The 20,865-nt window shown below is 64.7% G+C and carries 18 protein-coding genes; 7 read left to right on the top strand and 11 right to left on the bottom strand.

What is annotated here, in order from left to right; translation table 11 throughout:
- Positions 1-76 precede the first annotated feature (76 nt).
- Complete coding sequence (gene recQ, locus ACWGPT_RS01475; protein WP_452604092.1) at positions 77-1,936, top strand: DNA helicase RecQ; 1,860 nt, start codon at positions 77-79, stop codon at positions 1,934-1,936.
- Between the two features lie 18 nt (positions 1,937-1,954).
- Here the strand turns inward: recQ and nth are convergent, their stop codons facing one another.
- Complete coding sequence (gene nth / locus ACWGPT_RS01470) at positions 1,955-2,740, bottom strand: endonuclease III (RefSeq protein ID WP_452603790.1); 786 nt, start codon at positions 2,738-2,740, stop codon at positions 1,955-1,957.
- A gap of 43 nt (positions 2,741-2,783) precedes the next feature.
- Between nth and ACWGPT_RS01465 the strand changes: the two genes are divergently transcribed.
- Positions 2,784-3,260, top strand: a complete 477-nt coding sequence (locus ACWGPT_RS01465) for a DUF2244 domain-containing protein (RefSeq protein ID WP_452604091.1) — start codon at positions 2,784-2,786, stop codon at positions 3,258-3,260.
- A 65-nt stretch (positions 3,261-3,325) separates the two neighbouring features.
- Entirely contained in the window at positions 3,326-4,207 is an 882-nt protein-coding gene (locus tag ACWGPT_RS01460; protein ID WP_452603789.1) for a methylated-DNA--[protein]-cysteine S-methyltransferase, read from the top strand.
- A 36-nt stretch (positions 4,208-4,243) separates the two neighbouring features.
- On the opposite strand, the gene ACWGPT_RS01455 is transcribed toward ACWGPT_RS01460, so the two are convergent.
- A complete protein-coding gene (locus ACWGPT_RS01455; RefSeq protein ID WP_452603788.1) occupies positions 4,244-5,227 on the bottom strand; it encodes a sugar-binding transcriptional regulator in 984 nt (327 codons plus the stop codon).
- Positions 5,228-5,387: 160 nt separating this feature from the next.
- Between ACWGPT_RS01455 and tal the strand changes: the two genes are divergently transcribed.
- Positions 5,388-6,347 carry a transaldolase gene (gene tal / locus ACWGPT_RS01450; RefSeq protein ID WP_452603787.1) on the top strand — a complete coding sequence of 320 codons (960 nt, stop codon included), beginning with the start codon at positions 5,388-5,390 and terminating at the stop codon, positions 6,345-6,347.
- A 59-nt stretch (positions 6,348-6,406) separates the two neighbouring features.
- On the opposite strand, the gene ACWGPT_RS01445 is transcribed toward tal, so the two are convergent.
- The 4 genes from ACWGPT_RS01445 to ACWGPT_RS01430 are packed head-to-tail and all read right to left on the bottom strand — an operon-like array spanning position 6,407 to position 9,879.
- On the bottom strand, positions 6,407-7,258 hold the full coding sequence (locus ACWGPT_RS01445) for a metal ABC transporter permease (RefSeq protein WP_452603786.1): 852 nt from the start codon (positions 7,256-7,258) through the stop codon (positions 6,407-6,409).
- Positions 7,255-8,115 (bottom strand): metal ABC transporter permease, encoded by an 861-nt coding sequence (locus tag ACWGPT_RS01440; RefSeq protein WP_452603785.1) that lies wholly within the window; start codon positions 8,113-8,115, stop codon positions 7,255-7,257. Before ACWGPT_RS01440 ends, ACWGPT_RS01445 begins: the two co-directional genes overlap by 4 nt.
- Positions 8,096-8,989, bottom strand: coding sequence for a manganese/iron ABC transporter ATP-binding protein (locus ACWGPT_RS01435; protein ID WP_452603784.1), 894 nt, complete (start codon positions 8,987-8,989; stop codon positions 8,096-8,098). Before ACWGPT_RS01435 ends, ACWGPT_RS01440 begins: the two co-directional genes overlap by 20 nt.
- Positions 8,986-9,879: a metal ABC transporter substrate-binding protein gene (locus tag ACWGPT_RS01430; protein ID WP_452603783.1), complete on the bottom strand. Its 894-nt coding sequence runs from the start codon at positions 9,877-9,879 to the stop codon at positions 8,986-8,988. The genes ACWGPT_RS01435 and ACWGPT_RS01430 overlap by 4 nt, the downstream gene beginning before the upstream one ends.
- A 227-nt stretch (positions 9,880-10,106) precedes the next feature.
- Here ACWGPT_RS01430 and ACWGPT_RS01425 point away from each other — a divergent pair, with 227 nt between their 5' ends.
- Complete coding sequence (locus ACWGPT_RS01425; protein WP_452603782.1) at positions 10,107-11,342, top strand: hypothetical protein; 1,236 nt, start codon at positions 10,107-10,109, stop codon at positions 11,340-11,342.
- Positions 11,343-11,397: 55 nt separating this feature from the next.
- Here ACWGPT_RS01425 and lysS read toward each other — a convergent pair whose 3' ends face one another.
- The 5 genes from lysS to ACWGPT_RS01400 all read right to left on the bottom strand — a co-directional run bounded on the left by lysS (position 11,398) and on the right by ACWGPT_RS01400 (position 17,925).
- On the bottom strand, positions 11,398-12,894 hold the full coding sequence (gene lysS / locus ACWGPT_RS01420; RefSeq protein WP_452603781.1) for a lysine--tRNA ligase: 1,497 nt from the start codon (positions 12,892-12,894) through the stop codon (positions 11,398-11,400).
- An 18-nt stretch (positions 12,895-12,912) separates the two neighbouring features.
- Positions 12,913-14,367, bottom strand: coding sequence for a glutamate--tRNA ligase (gltX, locus tag ACWGPT_RS01415; protein WP_452603780.1), 1,455 nt, complete (start codon positions 14,365-14,367; stop codon positions 12,913-12,915).
- A 105-nt stretch (positions 14,368-14,472) separates the two neighbouring features.
- Positions 14,473-16,245, bottom strand: coding sequence for an SLC13 family permease (locus ACWGPT_RS01410; protein ID WP_452603779.1), 1,773 nt, complete (start codon positions 16,243-16,245; stop codon positions 14,473-14,475).
- Between the two features lie 137 nt (positions 16,246-16,382).
- Positions 16,383-17,138, bottom strand: coding sequence for a TerC family protein (locus ACWGPT_RS01405; protein WP_452603778.1), 756 nt, complete (start codon positions 17,136-17,138; stop codon positions 16,383-16,385).
- A gap of 103 nt (positions 17,139-17,241) precedes the next feature.
- Entirely contained in the window at positions 17,242-17,925 is a 684-nt protein-coding gene (locus ACWGPT_RS01400; protein WP_452603777.1) for a TetR/AcrR family transcriptional regulator C-terminal domain-containing protein, read from the bottom strand.
- 121 nt (positions 17,926-18,046) lie between these two features.
- Between ACWGPT_RS01400 and ACWGPT_RS01395 the strand changes: the two genes are divergently transcribed.
- Positions 18,047-19,234 carry an HlyD family secretion protein gene (locus tag ACWGPT_RS01395; RefSeq protein ID WP_452603776.1) on the top strand — a complete coding sequence of 396 codons (1,188 nt, stop codon included), beginning with the start codon at positions 18,047-18,049 and terminating at the stop codon, positions 19,232-19,234.
- Positions 19,235-19,272: 38 nt separating this feature from the next.
- A complete protein-coding gene (locus ACWGPT_RS01390; protein WP_452603775.1) occupies positions 19,273-20,859 on the top strand; it encodes a DHA2 family efflux MFS transporter permease subunit in 1,587 nt (528 codons plus the stop codon).
- Positions 20,860-20,865: the final 6 nt, after the last annotated feature.

Below are 20,865 nucleotides of genomic sequence, written 5' to 3'. Positions count from 1 at the left end.
ACGGAGGGCGGCTTGCGCCTTGCGAAGGCGGCAGCCGGTGTGGGAGAAGGAAGGCTTCTCCCGCGAAAGCCTTTCCATGCCCAAAGCCAGCACTGCCAGTTCCGCCCTCTTCGAACCCGGTTCGACGAGAGACCCGCTAGCGGTTCTGCGGCACGTCTACGGCTATGACAGCTTCCGCGGCAAGCAGGCGGCCGTCATCGAGCGCGTCGTGGCGGGCGGGGACGCCGTCGTTCTCTTCCCGACCGGCGCGGGCAAATCGCTCTGCTTCCAGGTCCCGGCGCTCTGCCGCGACGGCGTCGGGGTCGTCGTCTCGCCGCTGATCGCGCTGATGCGGGACCAGGTCGAGGCGCTACGTCAGCTCGGCGTCCGCGCGGCCGCCCTCAATTCCTCGCTCTCCGCCGAGGAGTTCGCCGGCGTGCGCCGGGCACTGGCCGAAGGCGCGCTCGATCTTCTCTATGTGACGCCCGAGCGGATCGTCACCTCGGCCTTCCGGGAGATGATCGGACGATCGCGGATTGCGCTCTTTGCCATCGACGAAGCCCATTGCGTCAGCCAGTGGGGGCACGACTTCCGGCCGGAATACCGGGAACTGGGATTGCTCGGCGAACTCTTTGCCGGCGTGCCGCGCATTGCCCTTACGGCGACCGCTGACCCGCATACGCGCGAGGACATCATCGAGAGGCTGGGTCTTGGCGGAGCGGAAGTGTTCACGACCTCCTTCGACCGGCCGAACATCGCCTACGAAATCGTCGAGCGGGACCAGCCCCGGCAGCAGTTGCTGCAGTTCCTGTCGCGCCATCGGGGATCGAGCGGGATCGTCTATTGCCTGTCGCGCGCCAAGGTGGAAGAGACCGCCGAATGGCTGAATGAAAAGGGCATAAGGGCGCTTGCCTATCATGCCGGCATGGATCGCGCGGTGCGGGATGCCAACCAGGATGCCTTCCTCAAGGAGGAGGAGCTTTGCCTGGTGGCGACCGTCGCCTTCGGAATGGGCATCGACAAGCCGAACGTGCGCTATGTCGCGCATCTCGATCTCCCGGGCTCGGTGGAAGCCTATTACCAGGAGACCGGACGGGCCGGGCGCGACGGGCTGCCGTCGGAGGTCTGGATGGCCTACGGAATGGCCGATGTCATCCAGCGCGGCCGGATGATCGACGGGGCCGGGTCGAGCGACGAGATCAAGCGCGTCGAGCGGGCCAAGCTGAATGCGCTGCTCGGCATCTGCGAAACGGCCGGCTGCCGCCGCAAGGCAATCCTGGCGCATTTCGGGGAGGCGCATCCGGGCGGCTGCGGCAATTGCGATACCTGCCTGAAGCCGGTCGATACCTGGGACGGGACGGAGGCAGCGATCAAGGCGCTCGCGGCCATCTACCGCACGGGCGAGCGGTTCGGGACGGGCCACCTGATCGACGTCCTCACCGGCAACGAGAACGAGAAGACCATCCGCTTCGGCCATGTGGACATGCCGGTCTTCGGCGCGGGCAAGGACCTGCCGGTTAGAACCTGGCAGTCCGTCTACCGGCAGCTTCTCGCCGCGGGGCTCGTCAGCGTCGATCACGAGGCTTTCGGTGCGCTGAAGCTCGAACCGGACGCCCGGGCCGTCTTCCGGCGCGAGCGGGAGGTCCACTTCCGCAGGGACCGTCCGAAGACGGGCCGATCCGGCAGGGCGGCGGCATCCGCGTCAGGCGCCAGCCGGTCGACGCTCGAGGGGGCCGACATGGAACTGTTCGAGGAATTGCGCCGGACGCGGCTGGAGATCGCCAAGTCGCTTTCGGTGCCGCCCTATGTCGTCTTTCCCGACACGACGCTCGTCGCCTTCGCCACCAGCCGGCCGACGAGCGGGGAGGCGCTTCTGTCCATCTCGGGCGTGGGCCAGTCGAAGCTGGAACGCTATGGCGACGCCTTCATCGAGGTCATCCGAGCCCATACCCGGTAGCCGGGCCGGGCCGTCGCCCTAAACGTCGCCGACCGTCTCGCCGATCCGCTGCGGCGGCAGTTCGACCAGTGGGGCGGGCACGTCGCAGGTCTTTTCCGGCGACTTGCAGAGATCGGCGATCACGCAATGCTCGCATTCCGGCTTTCGGGCCTTGCAGGTATAGCGGCCGTGCAGGATCAGCCAGTGATGCGCATGGAAGAGATACTGCTTCGGGATGACCTTGAGGAAACGCTCCTCGACTTCGTCCGGCGTCTTGCCCGGCGCCATCAGCAGACGGTTCGCAATGCGGAAGACATGGGTATCGACGGCGAGCGTCGGGATGCCGAAGGCCATGGACATCACCACGTTCGCGGTCTTGCGGCCGACGCCGGGCAGCGTCACGAGCTCCTCGCGCGTCTTGGGGACTTCCCCGCCGAAATTCTCGATCAGCATTCGCGACAGGGCGATGACATTCTTGGCCTTGTTGCGATAGAGGCCGATCGTCTTGATATGCTGGATGACCCCCTCTTCGCCGAGCGCCAGCATCTTCTGAGGCGTGTCCGCGACCTCGAAGAGGCCGCGCGTCGCCTTGTTGACACCGGCGTCCGTCGCCTGGGCCGACAGTGCAACCGCCACCAGCAGCGTGAACGGATTGGTATGCTCGAGTTCGCCCTTCGGCTCCGGCCGCTGGACGGAGAACCTGCGGAAGATTTCCTCCATCTCCGCCTTCGAATACCGGCTTCGGATATGCCGTCGGGCAGCTGCCGCGGCGGGGCTGGACTTTTGTGGAGAAGCCGCGCTGGACTTTGATTTCGGAAGGGCCATATCGTTTCTATAGCCAGTGCTTGCGAGGAAAGGCAACGTGCAGATGCGCGATGAGCAACCCGTTTTCGCTGCCGAACTCACACCCCACCGTTCGCTCGGGCGAAAGGGATTTCACGTCCTGCTGATCCTGACCGGCGGCATCTGCTTCGTCCACGGCGTGTTCTTCCTGGTGACCGGAGCCTGGCCGATCGGCATCTTCCTCGGGATCGACTTCATCGCGCTCTACGTCGCCTTCATGATGAGCTATCGCTCCGGCCGGGCTCGCGAGGAGGTGACGGTGACGCGGACGAGGCTCTCGATCCGCAAGTTCTCCCCCACCGGCCGCATGGTCGAGCATCGCTTCAATCCCTTCTGGGCCCGTTTCGGCGTCAACCGGCATGACGAGTTCGGCATCACCTCCATGTATGTGACGGGGGAGGGGCACCGGACGGATATCGGCTCCTTCCTCAACCCGGACGACCGCGAGAGCTTCGCGAAGGCGTTCCGCAGCGCGCTTGCGACGGTGACGCAAAGGCTTTGAACCGACAAGAAACGGGTGGTTTCTCCCCTGCGGCTGCGGCATTCTTCCGGCAAAGGAGAAACACGATGAACGGATTGGCACAGCTTGCGGAACCTGCTCGCGACGTGACGCCGGAAGGCGGCGACTACGAGACCGTCCGGCGGGTCATCGAACTCATCTCGCTCGACTACCGCGCCCAGCCCTCGCTCGATGCGATCGCGGCCGAACTCGGCCAGTCGCCGACGCAGTTGCAGAAGGTCTTCACCCGCTGGGCGGGCCTGTCTCCCAAAGCCTTCCTGCAGGCGGTGACCCTTGACCACGCCAAGCGGCTGCTCGGCAAGGAGGGCCTGCCGCTCCTTGAGACATCCTACGAAGTGGGACTTTCCGGGCCGGGGCGGCTGCACGATCTTTTCGTGACGCATGAGGCGATGTCGCCGGGTGAGTGGAAGGCGAGGGGCGGCGGGCTTACCATCCGCTACGGCTTCCATCCCTCGCCCTTCGGCGTCGCGCTGGTGATGGCGACCGATCGCGGCCTCGCCGGGCTCGCCTTTGCCGATTTCGGCAGCGAGAAGGCGTGCCTCGACGACATGGTCCGTCGCTGGCCGAATGCAGGTTATGTCGAGGACCTGGAGGCGACGGAGCCCTATGTCCGGCGCATCTTCGACCGCTCGCAATGGTCGTCCGGCCAGCCGCTGAAGGTCGTGCTGATCGGCTCCGACTTCCAGGTGCGGGTATGGCAGAGCCTCTTGAAAATCCCGTTCGGCAAGGCCGTGACCTATTCCGACGTCGCCCGCGATATCGGCCAGCCCGCCGCGAGCCGCGCCGTCGGCGCCGCGATCGGGCGCAACCCGATCTCCTTCGTCGTTCCCTGCCACCGGGCGCTCGGCAAGAGCGGTGCGCTCACGGGATATCACTGGGGGCTGACGCGCAAGCGCGCCATCCTCGGCTGGGAAGCGGGCAATCTCTAGCGGGCCGGCGCGGGGAGAGGGGGCGGGAGGCTGCCGCTAGGCGTCTTCGGCAAGCTTCAGGAGTTCCCGTGCCGCGGCCTCGTCGGTGATCAGCGTATTGCAGCCGATCCGGCGGATCGTGGCGCGGATTGCCAGCGCCCGGTGAGCGCCACCGGAGGACAGCACGATGTGCCTTGCCTTCTTCAGCGTGTCGAGATCGACAGACATCACCCGCTCGTTGATCGGATGGTCGACCGAGCGGCCCTCGGCGTCGAGGAAGTTGAACATGGTGTCGCAGACGCAGCCGGCGGCGATCAGTTCGCCCAGTTCCGTCCGCGAGATGAAGCCTTCGGAGAGCGAGGTGGAGCGGGGGCCGATATCGCCGCAACTGACCACGGCAAGGTCCATCTGCTGGGCCAGGTCGTAGATCGACTTCAGGCCACATTTTTCGATCAGGGCGCGCTTGGTCTCGACGGAATCGACCAGTAGCGGGGCGAGGAAGAGGTAGCATTCGGCGCCGAACTGGCTGGCGAGCCGCCAGGTATAGTCAATCGGATTGGTCTGGTGCACGGCGACGATGCCGCCGAGCAGGGAGACGACCTTGCAGTTTTCACGGCGCGGCGGGCGGAAGCTCGCCAGCGAGGCCGTCATCGTGCGCCCCCAGCCGACGCCGATCGTCATGTCGTCGTGGATGACTTCGGAGAGAAACTGCCCGAGCGCCAGTCCCACGGCCTTCGCGAGCGCGTCCGCATCCTGCTGCGGCGGCGCCGGCACGACGATCGCCTCGTCCAGCCCGTAGGCCTGTTCCAGCCGCGTCGCCAGCGACAGGCAATCCCCCACGCCGGCGTCGATCCATATCTGCACTTCCGAACGCTTCATCGCCTCGTCAAGCATGCGGATTACGGTGGACCGGCTCACGCCGAGGCGTTCGGCAACGTCCTTCTGCGTCATGCCCTGGTTATAGTAGAGCCATGCCGCACGCAGCCTGAGTGCGGACGCCTCCGCCATTCCGGGATGGGATTCACGTCGAAGTTTTGCCAAGTGGTCTCCGCCCGACTGCCGATCATTATTGAGTATGATACTTATGTCGATCGCATTGAGCAAATGTCTTGACTTGGCCATGTTCGGCTGGTGATAGTTCAATCAGAGGACGCCCCGTTCGGCGGTCCGCCTCCTACTCCCGATCCGAAGGATTTCCGGCATGACGTCGAAACTCGAACAGCTCCGCTCCATGACCACCGTGGTTGCCGATACCGGCGACATCGAGGCGGTTGCCCGCCTGAAGCCGGTGGATTGCACGACAAATCCGACCATCGTCCTCAAGGCGCTCGGGACCCCGATGTTCGCCGATGCAATGAAGGAAGCCATTTCCTGGGGCAAGGCCCGCAACGGCGGCTCCGATGCCGTCGTGGCGGAGGTCGCAGACCGCCTCGCCATCTCGGTGGGCGCAGCCCTTGCCGAACTCGTGCCCGGCCGCGTTTCGACGGAGGTCGATGCCGACCTCTCCTTCGACACCGAAGCCTCGATCGCGAAGGCCCGTGCCATCGTCGCCGCCTATAAGGAGCGCGGCATCGAGCGGGATCGCATCCTCATCAAGCTCGCTTCCACCTGGGAAGGGATCAAGGCGGCCGAGGTGTTGCAGAAGGAAGGCATCGACTGCAACCTCACGCTGCTCTTCTCCATGGCCCAGGCGATTGCCTGCGCCGAAGCCAAGGTCTTCCTCATCTCGCCCTTCGTCGGGCGTATCCTCGACTGGTACAAGAAGTCGACGGGCGAAGACTATACCGCGGAAACCGACCCGGGCGTCCTGTCGGTGCGGCAGATCTACAACTACTACAAGGCCAACGGCATCGAGACGATCGTCATGGGCGCGTCGTTCCGCAATGCGGGCGAGATCGAGGCGCTCGCCGGCTGCGACCGGCTGACGATCAGCCCCGCGCTGCTCGACGAACTCGACAAGGACCAGGGAACGCTGGAGCGCAAGCTGTCGCCCGAGCGGTTCGAGGCGGTGCCGGCGCAGAAGCTCGACGAGAAGAGCTTCCGCTGGATGCTCAACGAGGACGCGATGGCGACGGAAAAGCTTTCCGAGGGTATCCGTTCCTTCGCCAAGGATCTCGTCGCGCTCAGGACCATGGTGAAGAAGGAACTGGCTTCGGCCTGATCCCTGCGCCATCGAAGAACAGGAGGCGGTCTCTCGACGAGAGGCCGCCTCTTTTCGTTTCAGACGGGCACGGACCGGGCCTTGGCGGCCAGCGTCGTTCTCACGAAGGCAAGGACGAACATGGCGGTCATGGTCAGCACGATGGTCGGTGCCGGCGCGCTGTCGATGAAGAAGCTCAGGTAGATGCCGATGAAGGTGGCGCTGACGGCAACAGCGATCGCGACAAGCAGCATGGCGGAGAAGCGCCGGGTCAGCAGGAAGGCGATTGCTCCCGGCGCCACCAGGAGCGCGATCGACAGGATGATGCCGACCGCCTTCAGGGCGCCGACCACGACCAGCGACAGGACGGCGAGCAGGCCGTAGTGCAGGAGGCGGGTCGGCAGGCCGATCGCCCTTGCGTGCTGCTCGTCGAAGGACTGCACAAGAAGATCCTTGCGGAAGATCACCAGGAAGAGCGTCGCCGCCAGTGCGATGAGCGCCGTCTCGGCCATGTCGAACGGGGTGATGCCCAGCATGTCACCGAACAGGATATGGTCGAGGTGAACGTCGCTCTGCACCTTCACGTAGAGCACGAGGCCGAGGCCGAACATGCCCGAGAACACGATGCCGAGCACCGTATCCTCCTTGATGCGGCTGTTCTCCTTCAGGAAGCCGGTCGCGAGCGCACAGAACATCCCCGCCGCAAAGGCGCCAATGGCGAGCGGGATGGAGAAGATATAGGCGAGCACGATACCGGGAAAGACGGCGTGCGAGACCGCGTCCCCCATCAGCGACCAGCCCTTCAGCACCAGGAAGCAGGAGAGGATGGCCATCGGCACGGCGATCATCAGCGTCACGATGAAGGCGCGTTGCATGAAGTCGATCTGGAACGGGAAGGTCGCGAGGTCGATGAAGTCGGCGAGGCTGCTCATGCCGTCTCCTCCAGCGTCACGCGGAGCCGGCGGCGGGCCGCCAGCATGCCGTGCTTCGGGGCGAACAGGAAGGCGAGAAGGAAGAGGGCCGTCTGCAGCACGACGATGATGCCTCCCGTGGCTCCGTCGAGGAAATAGCTGAGATAGGCGCCGACGAAGCTGGTCGCCGCACCGATGCCGAGCGCAAGCCCGATGACGCGCGGGAACCGGTCGGTCAGCAGATAGGCGGTCGCGCCCGGCGTCACCACCATGGCGACCACGAGGAAGGCGCCGACCGTCTGGAGCGCGGCAACGGTCGAGGCGGACAGCAGGGTGAAGAACAGCAGGCGAAGGAGGTCCGGCCGGAGACCGATCGTTCGGGCGTGGTTCTCGTCGAAGAAGGCGACCATCAGGTCCTTCCACTTGAGCGCCAGGATCGCGAGGCTGACGCCGCCGATGATGACGAGCTGCAGCGTGTCGCCCGGCGTGATGGCGAGGATGTTTCCAAGCACGATCGTCTGGATGTTCACCGAGGTCGGGGAAAGCGAGACCATGAAGAGGCCGAGGCCGAAGAAGGAGGTGAAGATCAGGCCGATGATGGCATCTTCCTTCAGCCGGGTGCGCTGGTTGAGGAACAGCATGGCGCCGGCCGCAAGTCCGCCGGAGAGGAATGCGCCGAGCGCGAAGGGCAGGCCCAGCATGTAGGCGCCGGCGACGCCCGGAACGATGGAATGGGAGAGCGCGTCGCCGATGAGCGACCAGCCCTTGAGCATCAGGTATGCGGACAGGAAGCCGCAGACGCCCCCGACCAGAGCGCTGACCCAGATGGCGTTCCGCATGTATTCGTAGGTGAACGGCTCAAGAAGCGTCTGGAGCATTTTCCTGCGCCTTCTGCTTCTGCTGCCTGTCTCCATAGAGGACGAAGGGCCGCTCGTCGTCGCTGATGACCTTGAGATGCCGGGGGTCGGCGTCGTCGTGCAGGTCCGTGCCGCTCAGGATGAAGTGGCGCAGCACGCCGCCGAAGGCCAGTTCCAGGTTGGCTTCGGTGAACGTGTCCTCGGTCCTGCCATAGGCCAGCACCGTGCCCTTCACGAAGACGGTGCGGTCGCAGAAGTCCGGGACGCTGCCGAGATTGTGCGTGGAAACCAGCATCACCCGGCCCTCGTCGCGCAGGCTTTTGAGGAGCGTGATGATCTGTTCCTCGGTGGTGACGTCGACGCCCGTGAAGGGTTCGTCGAGCAGGATGATCTGTCCTTCCTGGGCGAGTGCACGGGCGAGGAAGACCCGCTTGCGCTGGCCGCCGGAGAGTTCGCCGATCTGGCGCTTGCGGTAGTCCAGCATGTTCACGCGCCGGAGGGCTTCCGTCACCATGTCGTGGTCGCGGCGGGAGGGGATGCGCAGGAAGTTCATGTGGCCGTAGCGGCCCATCATCACCACGTCCTCCACCAGGACGGGGAAGTCCCAGTCCACTTCCTCCGCCTGGGGGACATAGGCGACGAGGTTGCGCCGCAGGGCCTCGCGGGCCGGCATGCCGAGGATTTCCACCGCCCCCTCGGCAAGGGGGACGAAGCCCATGATCGCCTTGAACAGCGTGGACTTGCCGGAGCCGTTGACCCCGACAAGTGCCGTTATCGTTCCCTTGGGAACGGTGAAGCTTGCATGGCGCAGGGCCGTGAGGCCGTTGCGGTAGGCCACCGTGATATTGTCGACCAGGAGACCGGCGTCCGCAGGCTTCACCTTGCCCATCATCATGAAGCGAGACCCTTTGCAATGGTGTTGACGGTCACCGACAGGAGGTCGAGATAGGTGGGGACCGGACCGTCTTCCTCGCTCAGCGAGTCGACGTAGATGACGCCGCCATAGGCAGCGCCGGTTTCACGCGCGACCTGCTCGGCGGGATCGGACGAAACCGTGCTCTCGCTGAAGATCACCTTGATATTGTTTTCCCGTACGGCATCGATCACGGCGCGGACCTGCTGGGGCGTGCCCTGGCTGTCGGCGTTGACCGGCCAGAGATAGAGTTCCTTCAGGCCGAAATCGCGGGCGAGGTAGGAGAATGCACCCTCGCTGGTGACGAGCCAGCGCTGCTCTTCCGGCAGTGCCGCGAGCTGCTCGCGGATCGGCTCCACTGCGGCCTTCAGCTTTTGCGTGTAGGCCGCAGCGTTCGCCGCATAGGTTTCGGCGTTTTCCGGGTCGATCTCGCTCAGGGCCTTGCGGATGTTCTCCACGTAGATCACCGCGTTGTCGAGCGACATCCAGGCGTGCGGGTTGGGCTTGCCCTCGTAGGCGCCGCCGGCGATCGACATCGGTTCGACCCCCTCGGACACGGTAACGTTCGGGATATCGCCGAGATTGGCGAGGAACTTGTCGAACCAGAGTTCAAGGTTGAGACCGTTTCGCAGGACGAGGTCGGCGTCACGGGCGCGCAAGAGGTCGTGCGGGGTAGGCTGGTAGTTGTGGATCTCGGCGCCGGGCTTGGTGATGCTCTCCACATCGGCGGCTTCCCCCGCGACGTTGCGCGCCATGTCGGCGATCACGGTGAAGGTCGTGACGACCTTCGTCTTGTCGTCGGCGAGTGCGGAGACCGCGGACGTCGAGAGCAGTGCTGCGAGCGCGAGACCGCGGAGAAGCGATGATGCCATGATGATAATGAACCTCTTTTGCAATTAAGTTGCAATACCATTATCGGCGAAAAATTGGTCTGTCAACGCTAATGCAAATCATTGTCAACTAGATGATGTGTAACTGAAGGAACGGCGGGCGGCATCCGAAGGTTCCGCTTAAATCTTCGTCAAGGACCTTGAGGCACTGTCGCCCCACCGTATCGAGTGTTGCGTATGTCGAGGTTTGGAATGCCGGAGTTTCGCGGATGAAGAGTATTGTGTCCCGCATCCCGCGAAAACTCCTGCTGATCCTGTCCGGCGTCACGGTCCTGGGTGGCGGGAGCGGCGCGGCTGCGGTCTATATCGGTGCCGACAAGCTGCTCGGCCCATCCTATTCCGCCCTCAACGGGCTTTCCTGCACCACGGTCGAGACCATCAGGATCAAGAAGGCGGACCGCTACTGGGTCCGCAAATATGTCACCATGGACAAGCCCGGCGACGGCATGTCGAGGCTGAAGACGGCGCTCCGCGTGGCCCGCAAGGTGCAGGAGGCCGAGCGCTCCGATCTCGTCCAGGTCACGGTCCTGGATCCGGCCGGACCCACGGACCGGTCCCGGATGCGCGGACGCGCCATCGGCGCACAGGTCGTCTACATCCCCGACACGAGCAAGGTTCCGGACGGTCATCCCGCCCAGCCCGTCACCGCCTACTACGTCGATGGCGCTGCCGATGCGAACGGCGACTTCTGGGGAATGCGGATCGACATGCCGCTGGAGGATGCGGAGCACCTGACGGCCGCTCTCACCGACGACACGGATTGCCTTGATGCGCTGGGCCAGGGCGCGGGAGAGCCCGGTTCCTTGAAGGCTGACGACAAGAGCGCCGGGCACGGCGACGCCGTCGGTGGACATGACGCCGAAAAGCAGGGCGGACCTGCGGTCACGCCCGCAGAGGTTCCGGTTGCCTCCGACGGGACCGGCCCGGAGCAAGGCCTGCTCGCCTCCCTGATGGGGATGGTCGGTCTCGGCGCTACGGACACCGCCGAGGAGACCGGCGGCGCGGCGTCCTCGCACGATCTGCCGCCGGACGATCTACCCGATCCGGCGCATAGCGCCGAGGGGGATGCCGCACCTGCGGCCGATGAGAAGGCCGAAGCAGGCTGGCTCGATACCGTGAAGGGCATGGTCGGGTTTGGCGATAGCGAGCCGGAGCTCGAGGTGCCGGCGGAGACGGAGAGCGCCGCGGCGCCTGTACAGGAGGAAAAGCCGTCTTCCCCGGCTGCGGCGGAGAGCGCCGGGAAACCGGCGGAGACGGGTGCGCAGAACCATGGTGCGGCCTGGCTCGCCAGGATGCGCGCCCAGCCCATGGCTCCCGAAAAGCACGAGGCGCCGGACGTGGTCGAAAAGGCCGCCGCCGCCGAGGCAGTACCGGTCTCCGTGGTTGCCGAGGAGGACGATCCGGAAAAGCACCGCCGGAAGCGGGAGCCCGTCAAGGCCCCGTAAGACACTTATCGGAAGCAATAAAAAAGGCGGCTCGGGGCCGCCTTTTCAGTTCCGGTCAGTCCGTCTTGGCGCGCCGGGCCGGGAAGAGGATGACGTCGCGGATCGACGGCGCATCCGTCAGCAGCATGATCAGGCGATCAACGCCGATCCCGAGGCCGCCGGCGGGCGGCATGCCCTGATCGATTGCATCGAGGAATTCCTCGTCCAGCTGCTTGTCCTTCTCGCCGCGCGCATGCGCCTGCTCAAGCTGCTCGACCATGCGGGCACGCTGCTCTTCCGGATCGTTCAGTTCCGAGAAGGCGTTGCCGAGTTCCCAGGTGTTGCAATAGGTCTCGAAGCGCTCGACGAGGCGCGGTTCGCCGGGCACTTCCTTGGCGAAGGGGGAGATGTCCTTCGGGAAATGCGTGACGTGGGACGGCTGGATCAGCGTCGCTTCCACCTTCTCCTCGAAGATGAAGGCCAGGCATTCGCCCCAGGTCCAGTCCTTCTCGACCTCGAAGCCGGCGGCCTTGGCGGCGGCGCGGGCTTCCTCGTCGGTCTTGATCGCCAGGAAGTCGATGCCGGTCGCTTCCTTGACGGCGTCCGGCATGGGCACGCGGCGGAACGGTCCCTTGAAGGAGAGTTCCTTGTCGCCGTACTTGAACTCGGTGGAGCCGTGGATGGTCATGGCGAGACGCGCGAAGAGGCGCTCGACCAGGTCCATCATGTCCTCGTAGTCGGCATAGGCCCAGTAGCACTCCATCATGGTGAACTCTGGATTGTGCCGGGTGGAGACGCCTTCATTGCGGAAGTTGCGGTTCACCTCGAAGACCTTGTCGGAGAGGCCGGACACCAGCGTGCGCTTGAGGTACAGTTCCGGCGCGATGCGCAGGTACATGTCGAGCTTCAGCGTGTTGTGGTGGGTCTTGAAGGGTTCGGCCGTCGCGCCGCCGTAGATCGACTGCAGCATCGGCGTCTCGACTTCCATGAAGCCGTCGTCTTCCATGAAGCGGCGGATGCCGGAAACGATGCGGCTGCGCTGCTGGAAGCGGAGCTTGGACTCCTCGTTCGACAGGATGTCGAGATGACGCTTGCGGTAGCGCGTCTCGATGTCGGCGAGACCATGATACTTCTCCGGCATGGGCAGGAGAGACTTGGTCAGCATGGTGATTTCCTGCGCGTTGATCGTCAGCTCGCCGCGCTTGGTGCGGCGGACGACGCCCGTCACGCCGATGATGTCGCCGAGATCGATCATCGGCAGCATGTCGCGCGCCTCTTCCGGCGTCGTGTCCTTATGGCTGAAGATCTGGATCTTGCCGGAGGCGTCGCGCAGGTCGATGAACATGCCGGAATTGCGCATGGAGAAGACGCGACCGGCGACGGTCACGACGTCCTGCGTCTCGACGTCCGGCTCGAGGTTCTTGTACTTCTCCGCAAGGTCGGCATTGGTCATCGTCCGGTGGAAGTGCGCCGGATAGACGTCGCCGATCTTTTCGCGCAGCAGCTTGAGCTTCTGGGCGCGGACTTCCGTTGCGTCGGAGGAAAGGGCGTTTTCGTTCTGGTTATCAGCCATCTTACGGGACCTTCCTAGTTACGCCGCGCCGACCATGGAGGCGACCACGGCGGCGGCGACCTTCAGGCGCTGACGGACGACCGAGCGGCCGAGCAGGGCCATGGAATCGAAGAGCGGCAGCGAGCGCGACGAGCCGGACATCGCGACGAAGAGCGGCGGGGTCACGACGCGCAGCTTCTTGCCGAGCTTGTCGGCGACATTGCGCAATTCCTGGTCGATCGCCTCGACGTTCCACTCGAGGATCTTCTCGAGGTCGGCCTGGACGGTGTTGATGATCTCCAGCGTCTCCGCCGGGCTTGTCTTCAGGCCCGCGAAGGAAGCCGGCGTCAGGCCAACGTCGCCCGCCAGCAGGAAGCCGGCGAGCTGCGGCAGTTCGCCGAGCTTGGAAATGCGGCTCTGCGAGAGCTTCAGGCCCTCGGCCAGCCGGTCGTTTTCCGATGCCCATTCCAGGGTGCGGGCGATGAAATCCTCGGGCGTCAGCTTCTCGCGGATCCAGCGGCCGTTCAGCCAGTCGAGCTTCTGGATGTCGAAGATCGCGCCGGCCTTGGAGAGATTGTCCGGGTCGAACTTCTCGGCCAGCTCATCCATGGTGAGCAGTTCCTCGCCTTCGGCGATCTGGATGAAGAAGAGGCCGAGGAAGTTCATCAGCGCTTCGGGCAGGTAGCCCAGCGCGGAATAGTAGGAGATCGAGGTCGGGTTCTTGCGCTTCGACAGCTTCGACTTGTCGGCATTGCGCATCAGCGACAGGTGCATGAACTTCGGCTCTTCCCAGCCGAAGTAGCGGTAGAGCAGGATGTGCTTTGGAACCGAAGCCAGCCATTCCTCGCCGCGCGCCACGTGGGTGATCTTCATCAGATGGTCGTCGATGACGTTCGCCATGTGGTAGGTCGGCATGCCGTCGGCCTTGATCAGCACCTGCATGTCGACCGAGTCCCACGGGATCGACACGTCGCCGTAGACGCCGTCGTGGAAGTCGCAGGAGCCCTCGGTCGGGATCTTCATGCGGATGACGGAAGGTTCGCCGGCTTCCATGCGGGCGGTGACTTCCTCGGCCTTGAGGTTGAGGCAGAGCCCGTCGTACTTCGGCGGCTTTCCGGCGGCGCGCTGCGCCTCGCGCATCTGCTCCAGCCTTTCCGGCGTGCAGAAGCAGCGGAAGGCATGGCCCTTGTCGAGGAGTTCCTGCGCATAGGGCTGGTAGATGGCCTTGCGGTCCGACTGGCGGTAGGGGCCGTAGGGGCCGCCGACATCGGGACCTTCGGACCAGGTCAGGCCGGTCCATTTCAGCGCGTCGAGCACCTTCTGCTCGAACTCCGGCGTCGACCGGGTCGCATCCGTGTCCTCGATGCGCAGGATGAACTCGCCGCCCATCTTCTTGGCGAAGAGGTAGTTGAACAATGCGATGTAGACGGTGCCGACATGCGGCTCGCCGGTCGGCGAGGGGGCAATGCGGACGCGGGGGCCGGAAGTGCTCATGGGTAATGCTCGATTTGGCGCCGGATGCGGCGCGGACATGCGTGTCTCGGGATTGCTGGGCCTTAGCGCATATTCGGGCCCGAGCGTCAAGACTTGCCACCAAAGCTAGGCCACCGGCCAGACCCAGAGAAGGGCCGGAACGCTGACCAGCACGATGATGAAGGAGAGCGGCAGGCCGAGGCGCGGATAGTCGGAAAACCGGTAGCCGCCGGGTCCCATGACGAGCGTATTGCACTGGTGCCCGACCGGCGTGAGGAAGTCGCAGCCAGCCCCGATGGCGACGGCCATCAGGAATGCTTCCGGCCTGTACTCGAGCGCCGTCGCGAAGCTTGCCGCGATCGGCCCCATGACCAGCACCGTCGCGGCGTTGTTGAGGAAGGGCGTCACGCCCATCGCCGTCAGCAGGATCATCGCCAGCGCCGCATAGGCCGGCATGCCGCCGGCGATCTGCCCGAGCCAGGACGCGATGAGTTCGCTCGCGCCTGACGTCCGCAGCGTGTCGGACACCGGGATCAGTGCCGCCAGCATGACGAGGATCGGGCCGTCGACGGCCTTGTAGACGTCCGTCAGGGGGATGGCGCGGAACACCGCCATGCCGAGCGCGGCAGCGAAGAAGGCGACGGCGACGGGCGCCCAGCCGAGCGCCGTGGCGATCATGGCGACGGCCAGGATGACGAGCGGGATGAAGGCGCGGCGCTGCGTGCCGAGCATGACCTCCCGCTGCGCCAGCGGCAGGAGGTCGAAATCCTGCATGACGCCCGGCAGCGCGTTGCGATTGCCCTGCAGCACGATGACGTCGCCCGCCATCAGCGTCAGGTCGCGCAGCCGCTCGCTGAGGCGATGGCCGCGGCGGCTCACCGCAAGCAGGTTGACGCCGCGCGTGTAGGAAAGGGCAAGCTCGCGCGCGGATAGCCCCGCCAGCGGCGATTCCCGCGAGATGATCGCCTCGATGGACACGATGTCGTCCCGCTGCTGGCCCTTGCCGGTCAGCGGTTTTCCGGACAGCTGGAGCTTCGCATTGGAGACCAGCCGGTCGATCGCCGCGGAACTGCCCTCCAGGATCAGCGTGTCGAGTTCGCGCAGGATCACGTCGGGAAACGGCGACATGCGCGTCGTGCCGCGAAGGATGGTGGTCGCGATCACCTCGCCGTCGCCGAGCCGCAGCAGGTCGCCGAGCGACTTTCCGGCCATGGCGGATTGCGCCGGGATGGTCGCCTCCGACGTGTAATTGGCAATTTCCACGGCGTCTTCGATGGAATGGTTCTGCTTCCTGCGCGCCGGGACGAGCCAGTTGAAGAAGATCAGGAAGACGATCCCGACGAGCGCGAGCGTGGCGCCGACCGGGGTGAAGTCGAACATGGTGAAAGGGGTGCCGGTAAGCTCGGCGCGCAGCTGCGAGACGACGATGTTCGGCGAGGTGCCGATCTGCGTCATCAGCCCGCCAAGAAGCGCCGAGAAGGCCATGGGCATGAGATATCGCGAGGGCGAGACCCCGGTGCGCTTTGAAAACTGGAAGGCGACCGGCATCATGATCGCCAGCGCGCCGATGTTCTTGATGAAGGCGGAAAGCACCGCCACCACGATCATCAGCAGGGCGAGCTGCGTCCTGACGGAGTTGAGGTTCGGAAAGAACTTCTTGATCGCGACGTCGACGATCCCGGAGCGGGCGACCGCCGCGCTGACCACCAGCGCGCTGCCAACGATGATGACGATATCGTCGGAAAAGCCGGAAAAGGCGTTGTCGATCGGGACGATCCCAACGGCGACCGCGGCGACCAGGGCGCAGCAGGCGACGATGTCATAGCGGAATCTGTCCCAGATGAAGACGGCCATCATGATGCCGATGACGGTGAAGGCGAGGATCTGATCAGTCGTCATATAGCCCCGGAAAGGTCACATGCGTCGTCGGAACGAGACGCGGCATTGCAGAACACCCATAACTGCGAGAGCGCGGAAGGTATCCCGGAGGTCGGAGAAAAAAACGGCCCGGACTGTGCCGGGCCGCGATGCGATGCTCAGTGGAGCGTCGTTTCCGTCTTCTTGCGTCGCCGCGCGTTGCGGGCAAACATGTTGAGGACTTCGACGAGGGCCGAGAAGGCCATGGCCGCGTAGATGTAGCCCTTCGGCACGTGGAAGCCCATTCCCTCGGCGATCAGCGTCGTTCCGATCATCAGCAGGAAGCCGAGTGCCAGCATCACGATGGTCGGGTTCTTCTCGATGAAGTTGGCGAGCGGCGTGGCGGCGACCAGCATGACCGTCACGGCAGCGACGACGGCGACGATCATGATCGGCAGATGCGGCGTCATGCCCACGGCGGTGATGATGCTGTCGACCGAGAAGACGAGGTCGAGAAGCAGGATCTGGATGATCGCCGAGCTGAAGGTGATCGAGGCGGCGCCGCCCACCATGTCTTCCTTGTGATCGACCGGGTCCACGGAGTGGTGGATCTCGCGCGTCGCCTTCCAGACGAGGAAGAGGCCGCCGGCGATGAGGATGAGATCCTTCCACGAGAAGGGGTGACCGAAAGCCTCGAAGAGAGGATTGGTCAGCTGGACGATCCAGGCGACGGTGCCGAGAAGCGCAAGCCGCATTACCAATGCGAGCCCGATCCCGACCTTGCGGGCGACTTCACGGTTTTCCGGGGGAAGCTTGTTGGTGAGGATCGAAATGAAGATCAGGTTGTCGATACCAAGCACGACTTCCATGATCACCAACGTGACCAAGGCGACCCAAGCGGTCGGATCCTGTAGAAGCCCTAGAATTTCCTGCACCGGATGGTCCCTCTCTCGGTCGATGGCAAAATGCTCGTCCGATTTAAGGAGTCGCGTTGCAAAGACAAGAGGAGGAGCGCGCGCCAGAGGTGCCGTTTTTCAATCAGCCGGCGCCCGCCGACGCGTTTGTCCTGCCATAGGCGGCCATGAAGACGCGGATGGCGCTCTTCACGATGCGGTCGAGTTCCTGTCGGGACGGCACGTCGTCGAGGTCGCCGAACAGGCGCGCCTTGAGGAAGGAGCCGCTGGTCAGGTCGATGAACTGTCGCGCGGCGAGGTCGGTATCCTCCACCTCGAGCTTGCCCTGTCCGATATGCCGCACGATGAAGTCCTCCAGCACCGTGCGGACATTCGCGGGCGAGTGGAAGAAACGGCTGCAGAGACCCGGCATGCGGTTTCGCACGCCGATGAGCGTGCGCATGGCGTTGATCGTGCGGGGAGAAGTGATGTGGGTGGCAAAGCCTATACCGAACCGGTAGAGCCCGTCCTCGACCTCCTCGCTGCCCGCAAGGATATCTTTGAGCATGCGGGTGATGCGCTGCCGTTCCTCCTCGATGATGCTGGCGAAGAGGTCTTCCTTGTTTTGAAAATATACGTAGATCGTGCCCTTGGAGACGCCGGCTTCGCGGGTGATGTCGTTCATGCTGGCGGCATCGAAGCCGAGCCTCATGAACACCCGCTTGGCGCCCTCGATGATCTGCTCGCGCTTGGCCGGATCCTCGCCGGCGGCGAAGCGTCCGGGCTGCTGCCCGGGGTTGATTTCGATTTCTACGTTGTCGCTGGCCATGGGAGACCTTCCGATTTGCGAACCGTTCGGTTCGATTGTCCTTGATATGCGCACGAAAAGGCTCTATGTCAACTAACTGAACCGATCGGTTCGATTACGCTCGCAATGAATGGTGCTTCCGATGACCTCATCCTCCAGTGCGGGCGCGGTCCGCGCAGTAGTCCAAGAGAACATTCCTGCATCGGCGCGGTCCGACGAAACGGACGCCAGCCCCGCCGCCGATGTGCAGGCACAGGCGGCGGTACCGAAGAAGCGCCGCAGCCCCATCCTGCCCGTCATCGTGCTCGCTTTGCTCGGCGGAGCCTCATGGTACGGCTATGGCTGGTGGACCGATGGCCGCTTCCTGATTTCCACCGACGACGCCTATATCGAAGCGGATATTGCGATCATCTCGCCGAAAGTCTCCGGCTATGTGGAGCAGGTGAATGTCGTCGAGAACCAGGCGGTCCGGGCGGGCGACCCGCTCGTGACGCTCGACGGACGCGACTACCAGATCGCGCTGGAACGGGCGAGGAATGCAATCGAGAGCGCGCAGCTCGCCGTCAGCCGGATCGACGCGCAGATCGTCGGGGCCGGCGCGGCGCTGAAGCAGGCGGAGGCGCAACGCGGCGCGCTGGAAGCGGCTCTGCGCGGTGCCGAGATCAACGAGCGGCGCGCGGGCGGTCTTGCCTCGAAGTCGATCGGTACGGCGGCGGACCTCGACAATGCCAAGGTCGCACTCGACCAGGCGCGCGCCAACCTCATCGCAGGAGATGCGAGCGTTGCGTCCGCGGAGGCCAATATCGGCCTCCTGCGCGCCCAGCGGGACGAGGCCGTGAACGCCATCCGTGCCCAGGAACTGGCGCGCGACCAGGCGCAGCGCGATCTCGATTTCACGGTGCTGAGGGCGCCCTATGACGGTGTCGTCGGCAATCTCGCGATGCAGACCGGCGACCTCGTGTCGGCCGGCAAGCGGCTTGCGGCCCTTGTCCCGCTCACCAGTCTCTACATCCAGGCCAATTTCAAGGAAACGCAGATCTCCGGCCTCACGCCCGGTTCGAAGGTCCGCGTCCATGTCGATGCCTTCAAGGAGCACGACATCATGGGAACGGTGACCTCGCTCGCCCCGGCGTCCGGCTCGGTCTTCTCCATGCTGCCGGCCGAAAATGCCACGGGCAACTTCACCAAGGTGGTGCAACGGGTTCCGGTCCGCATCGCCATTCCGCCGGAGGCCCTGGCCGAGGGCCGCCTGCGCGCGGGTCTCAGCGTCATCGTCGATGTGGATACGCGCACGGCGCCTTCCGATCGGGCTGTGGCGCAGGTCGACTGACCGGCGGCACGAACCGCTCAAACAGCAAGGAGAGGGCCATGGCGACATCGGCCGTTGCGGGAACGCTCCCCGTCGATCCGCCCATGGATCCCCCGATGGACAGGCGCAAGCTCATCGCGTTCTTCGCGATGGTCTTCGGCATGTTCATGTCGATCCTCGACATCCAGATCGTCTCCGCCTCGCTGGCCGAGATCCAGGCCGGGTTGGGCGCGGGGTCCGACGAGATCGCCTGGGTGCAGACGTCCTACCTGATCGCCGAGGTCATCATGATCCCGCTGTCGGGGACGCTCGCGCGCATCCTGTCGACGCGCGTCCTTTTCAGCATCTGCGCGGCCGGCTTCACGATCGCCAGCGCGCTCTGCGCGACCGCCACCAGCATCGAGCAGATGATCGTCTACCGGGCGATCCAGGGCTTCATCGGTGGCGGCATGATCCCGTCGGTCTTCGCCGCCGCCTTCACCATATTCCCACCCTCCAAGCGGGCCATCGTCTCGCCGATCATCGGACTTGTCGCGACGCTCGCGCCGACGATCGGCCCGACGGTCGGCGGCTATCTGAGCCATGCCTTCTCCTGGCACTGGCTCTTCCTCGTCAACATCGTGCCGGGCATCCTGGTCACCGCCGTCGCCTGGAGCATGATCGATTTCGACGAGCCGCAGGCAAGCCTCTGGAAGAAGTTCGACTGGTGGGGGCTGCTTTCCATGGCGCTGTTCCTCGGCTCGCTCGAATACGTGCTGGAGGAGGGCAACAACAAGGACTGGTTCAACGACGGGCATATCGTTCTCGGCACGCTGGCGATGGGCGCCGGGGCGATCGTCTTCTTCTGGCGCGCCTTCAGGGTCGAGTTCCCCGTGGTCGACCTCAAGGCCTTCGCCAACCGCAACTTCGCCTTCGGCTCGCTGTTCTCCTTCGTGATGGGCATCGGGCTCTACGGGCTCACCTATCTCTATCCCCTCTATCTCGGGCGCATCCGTGGCTATGACGCGCTGATGATCGGCGAGACGATGTTCGTCTCGGGCCTTGCGATGTTCCTCACCGCGCCGGTCGCCGGTTTCCTGTCCAACCGGCTCGATCCGCGGGTGATGATGGCCATCGGCTTCTTCGGCTTTGCGCTCGGCACGTACATGCTGACCGGGCTCACCGCCGACTGGGACTTCTACGAACTCCTCCTTCCGCAGATCCTGCGCGGCTGCTCGATGATGCTGTGCATGGTGCCGATCAACAACATCGCGCTCGGGACGCTGCCGCGAGCGCGTGTCGGCAATGCGTCCGGCCTCTTCAACCTGACCCGCAACCTCGGCGGGGCGGTGGGGCTCGCGGTCATCAACACCATGCTCACGCAGCGCTCCGACGAACATTACGCCCGCCTCTCGGAGCACCTGAGCTACAGCAACCCGGCGGTGGTCGATTGGCTCGACAGCGTCGGGGCGAACTACGACAGCTTCGGCCTCGATGGCGCGGGCGTCGCGCTGCAGCGCCTGTCGGGCATGGTAACGCAGCAATCCTGGCTCCTGTCCTTCATCGATGTCTTCACCGCGTTGACGGTGCTGTTTGCAGGCCTCATCCTTCTCGTCATGCTGATCGCAAAGCCCTCGGCCCAGGCGGGCGGCGGCGGGGGGCACTAGAGGCAC

Source organism: Pseudorhizobium sp. NPDC055634 (assembly GCF_053618655.1).
This window is presented reverse-complemented; position numbering and strand designations above follow the sequence as displayed.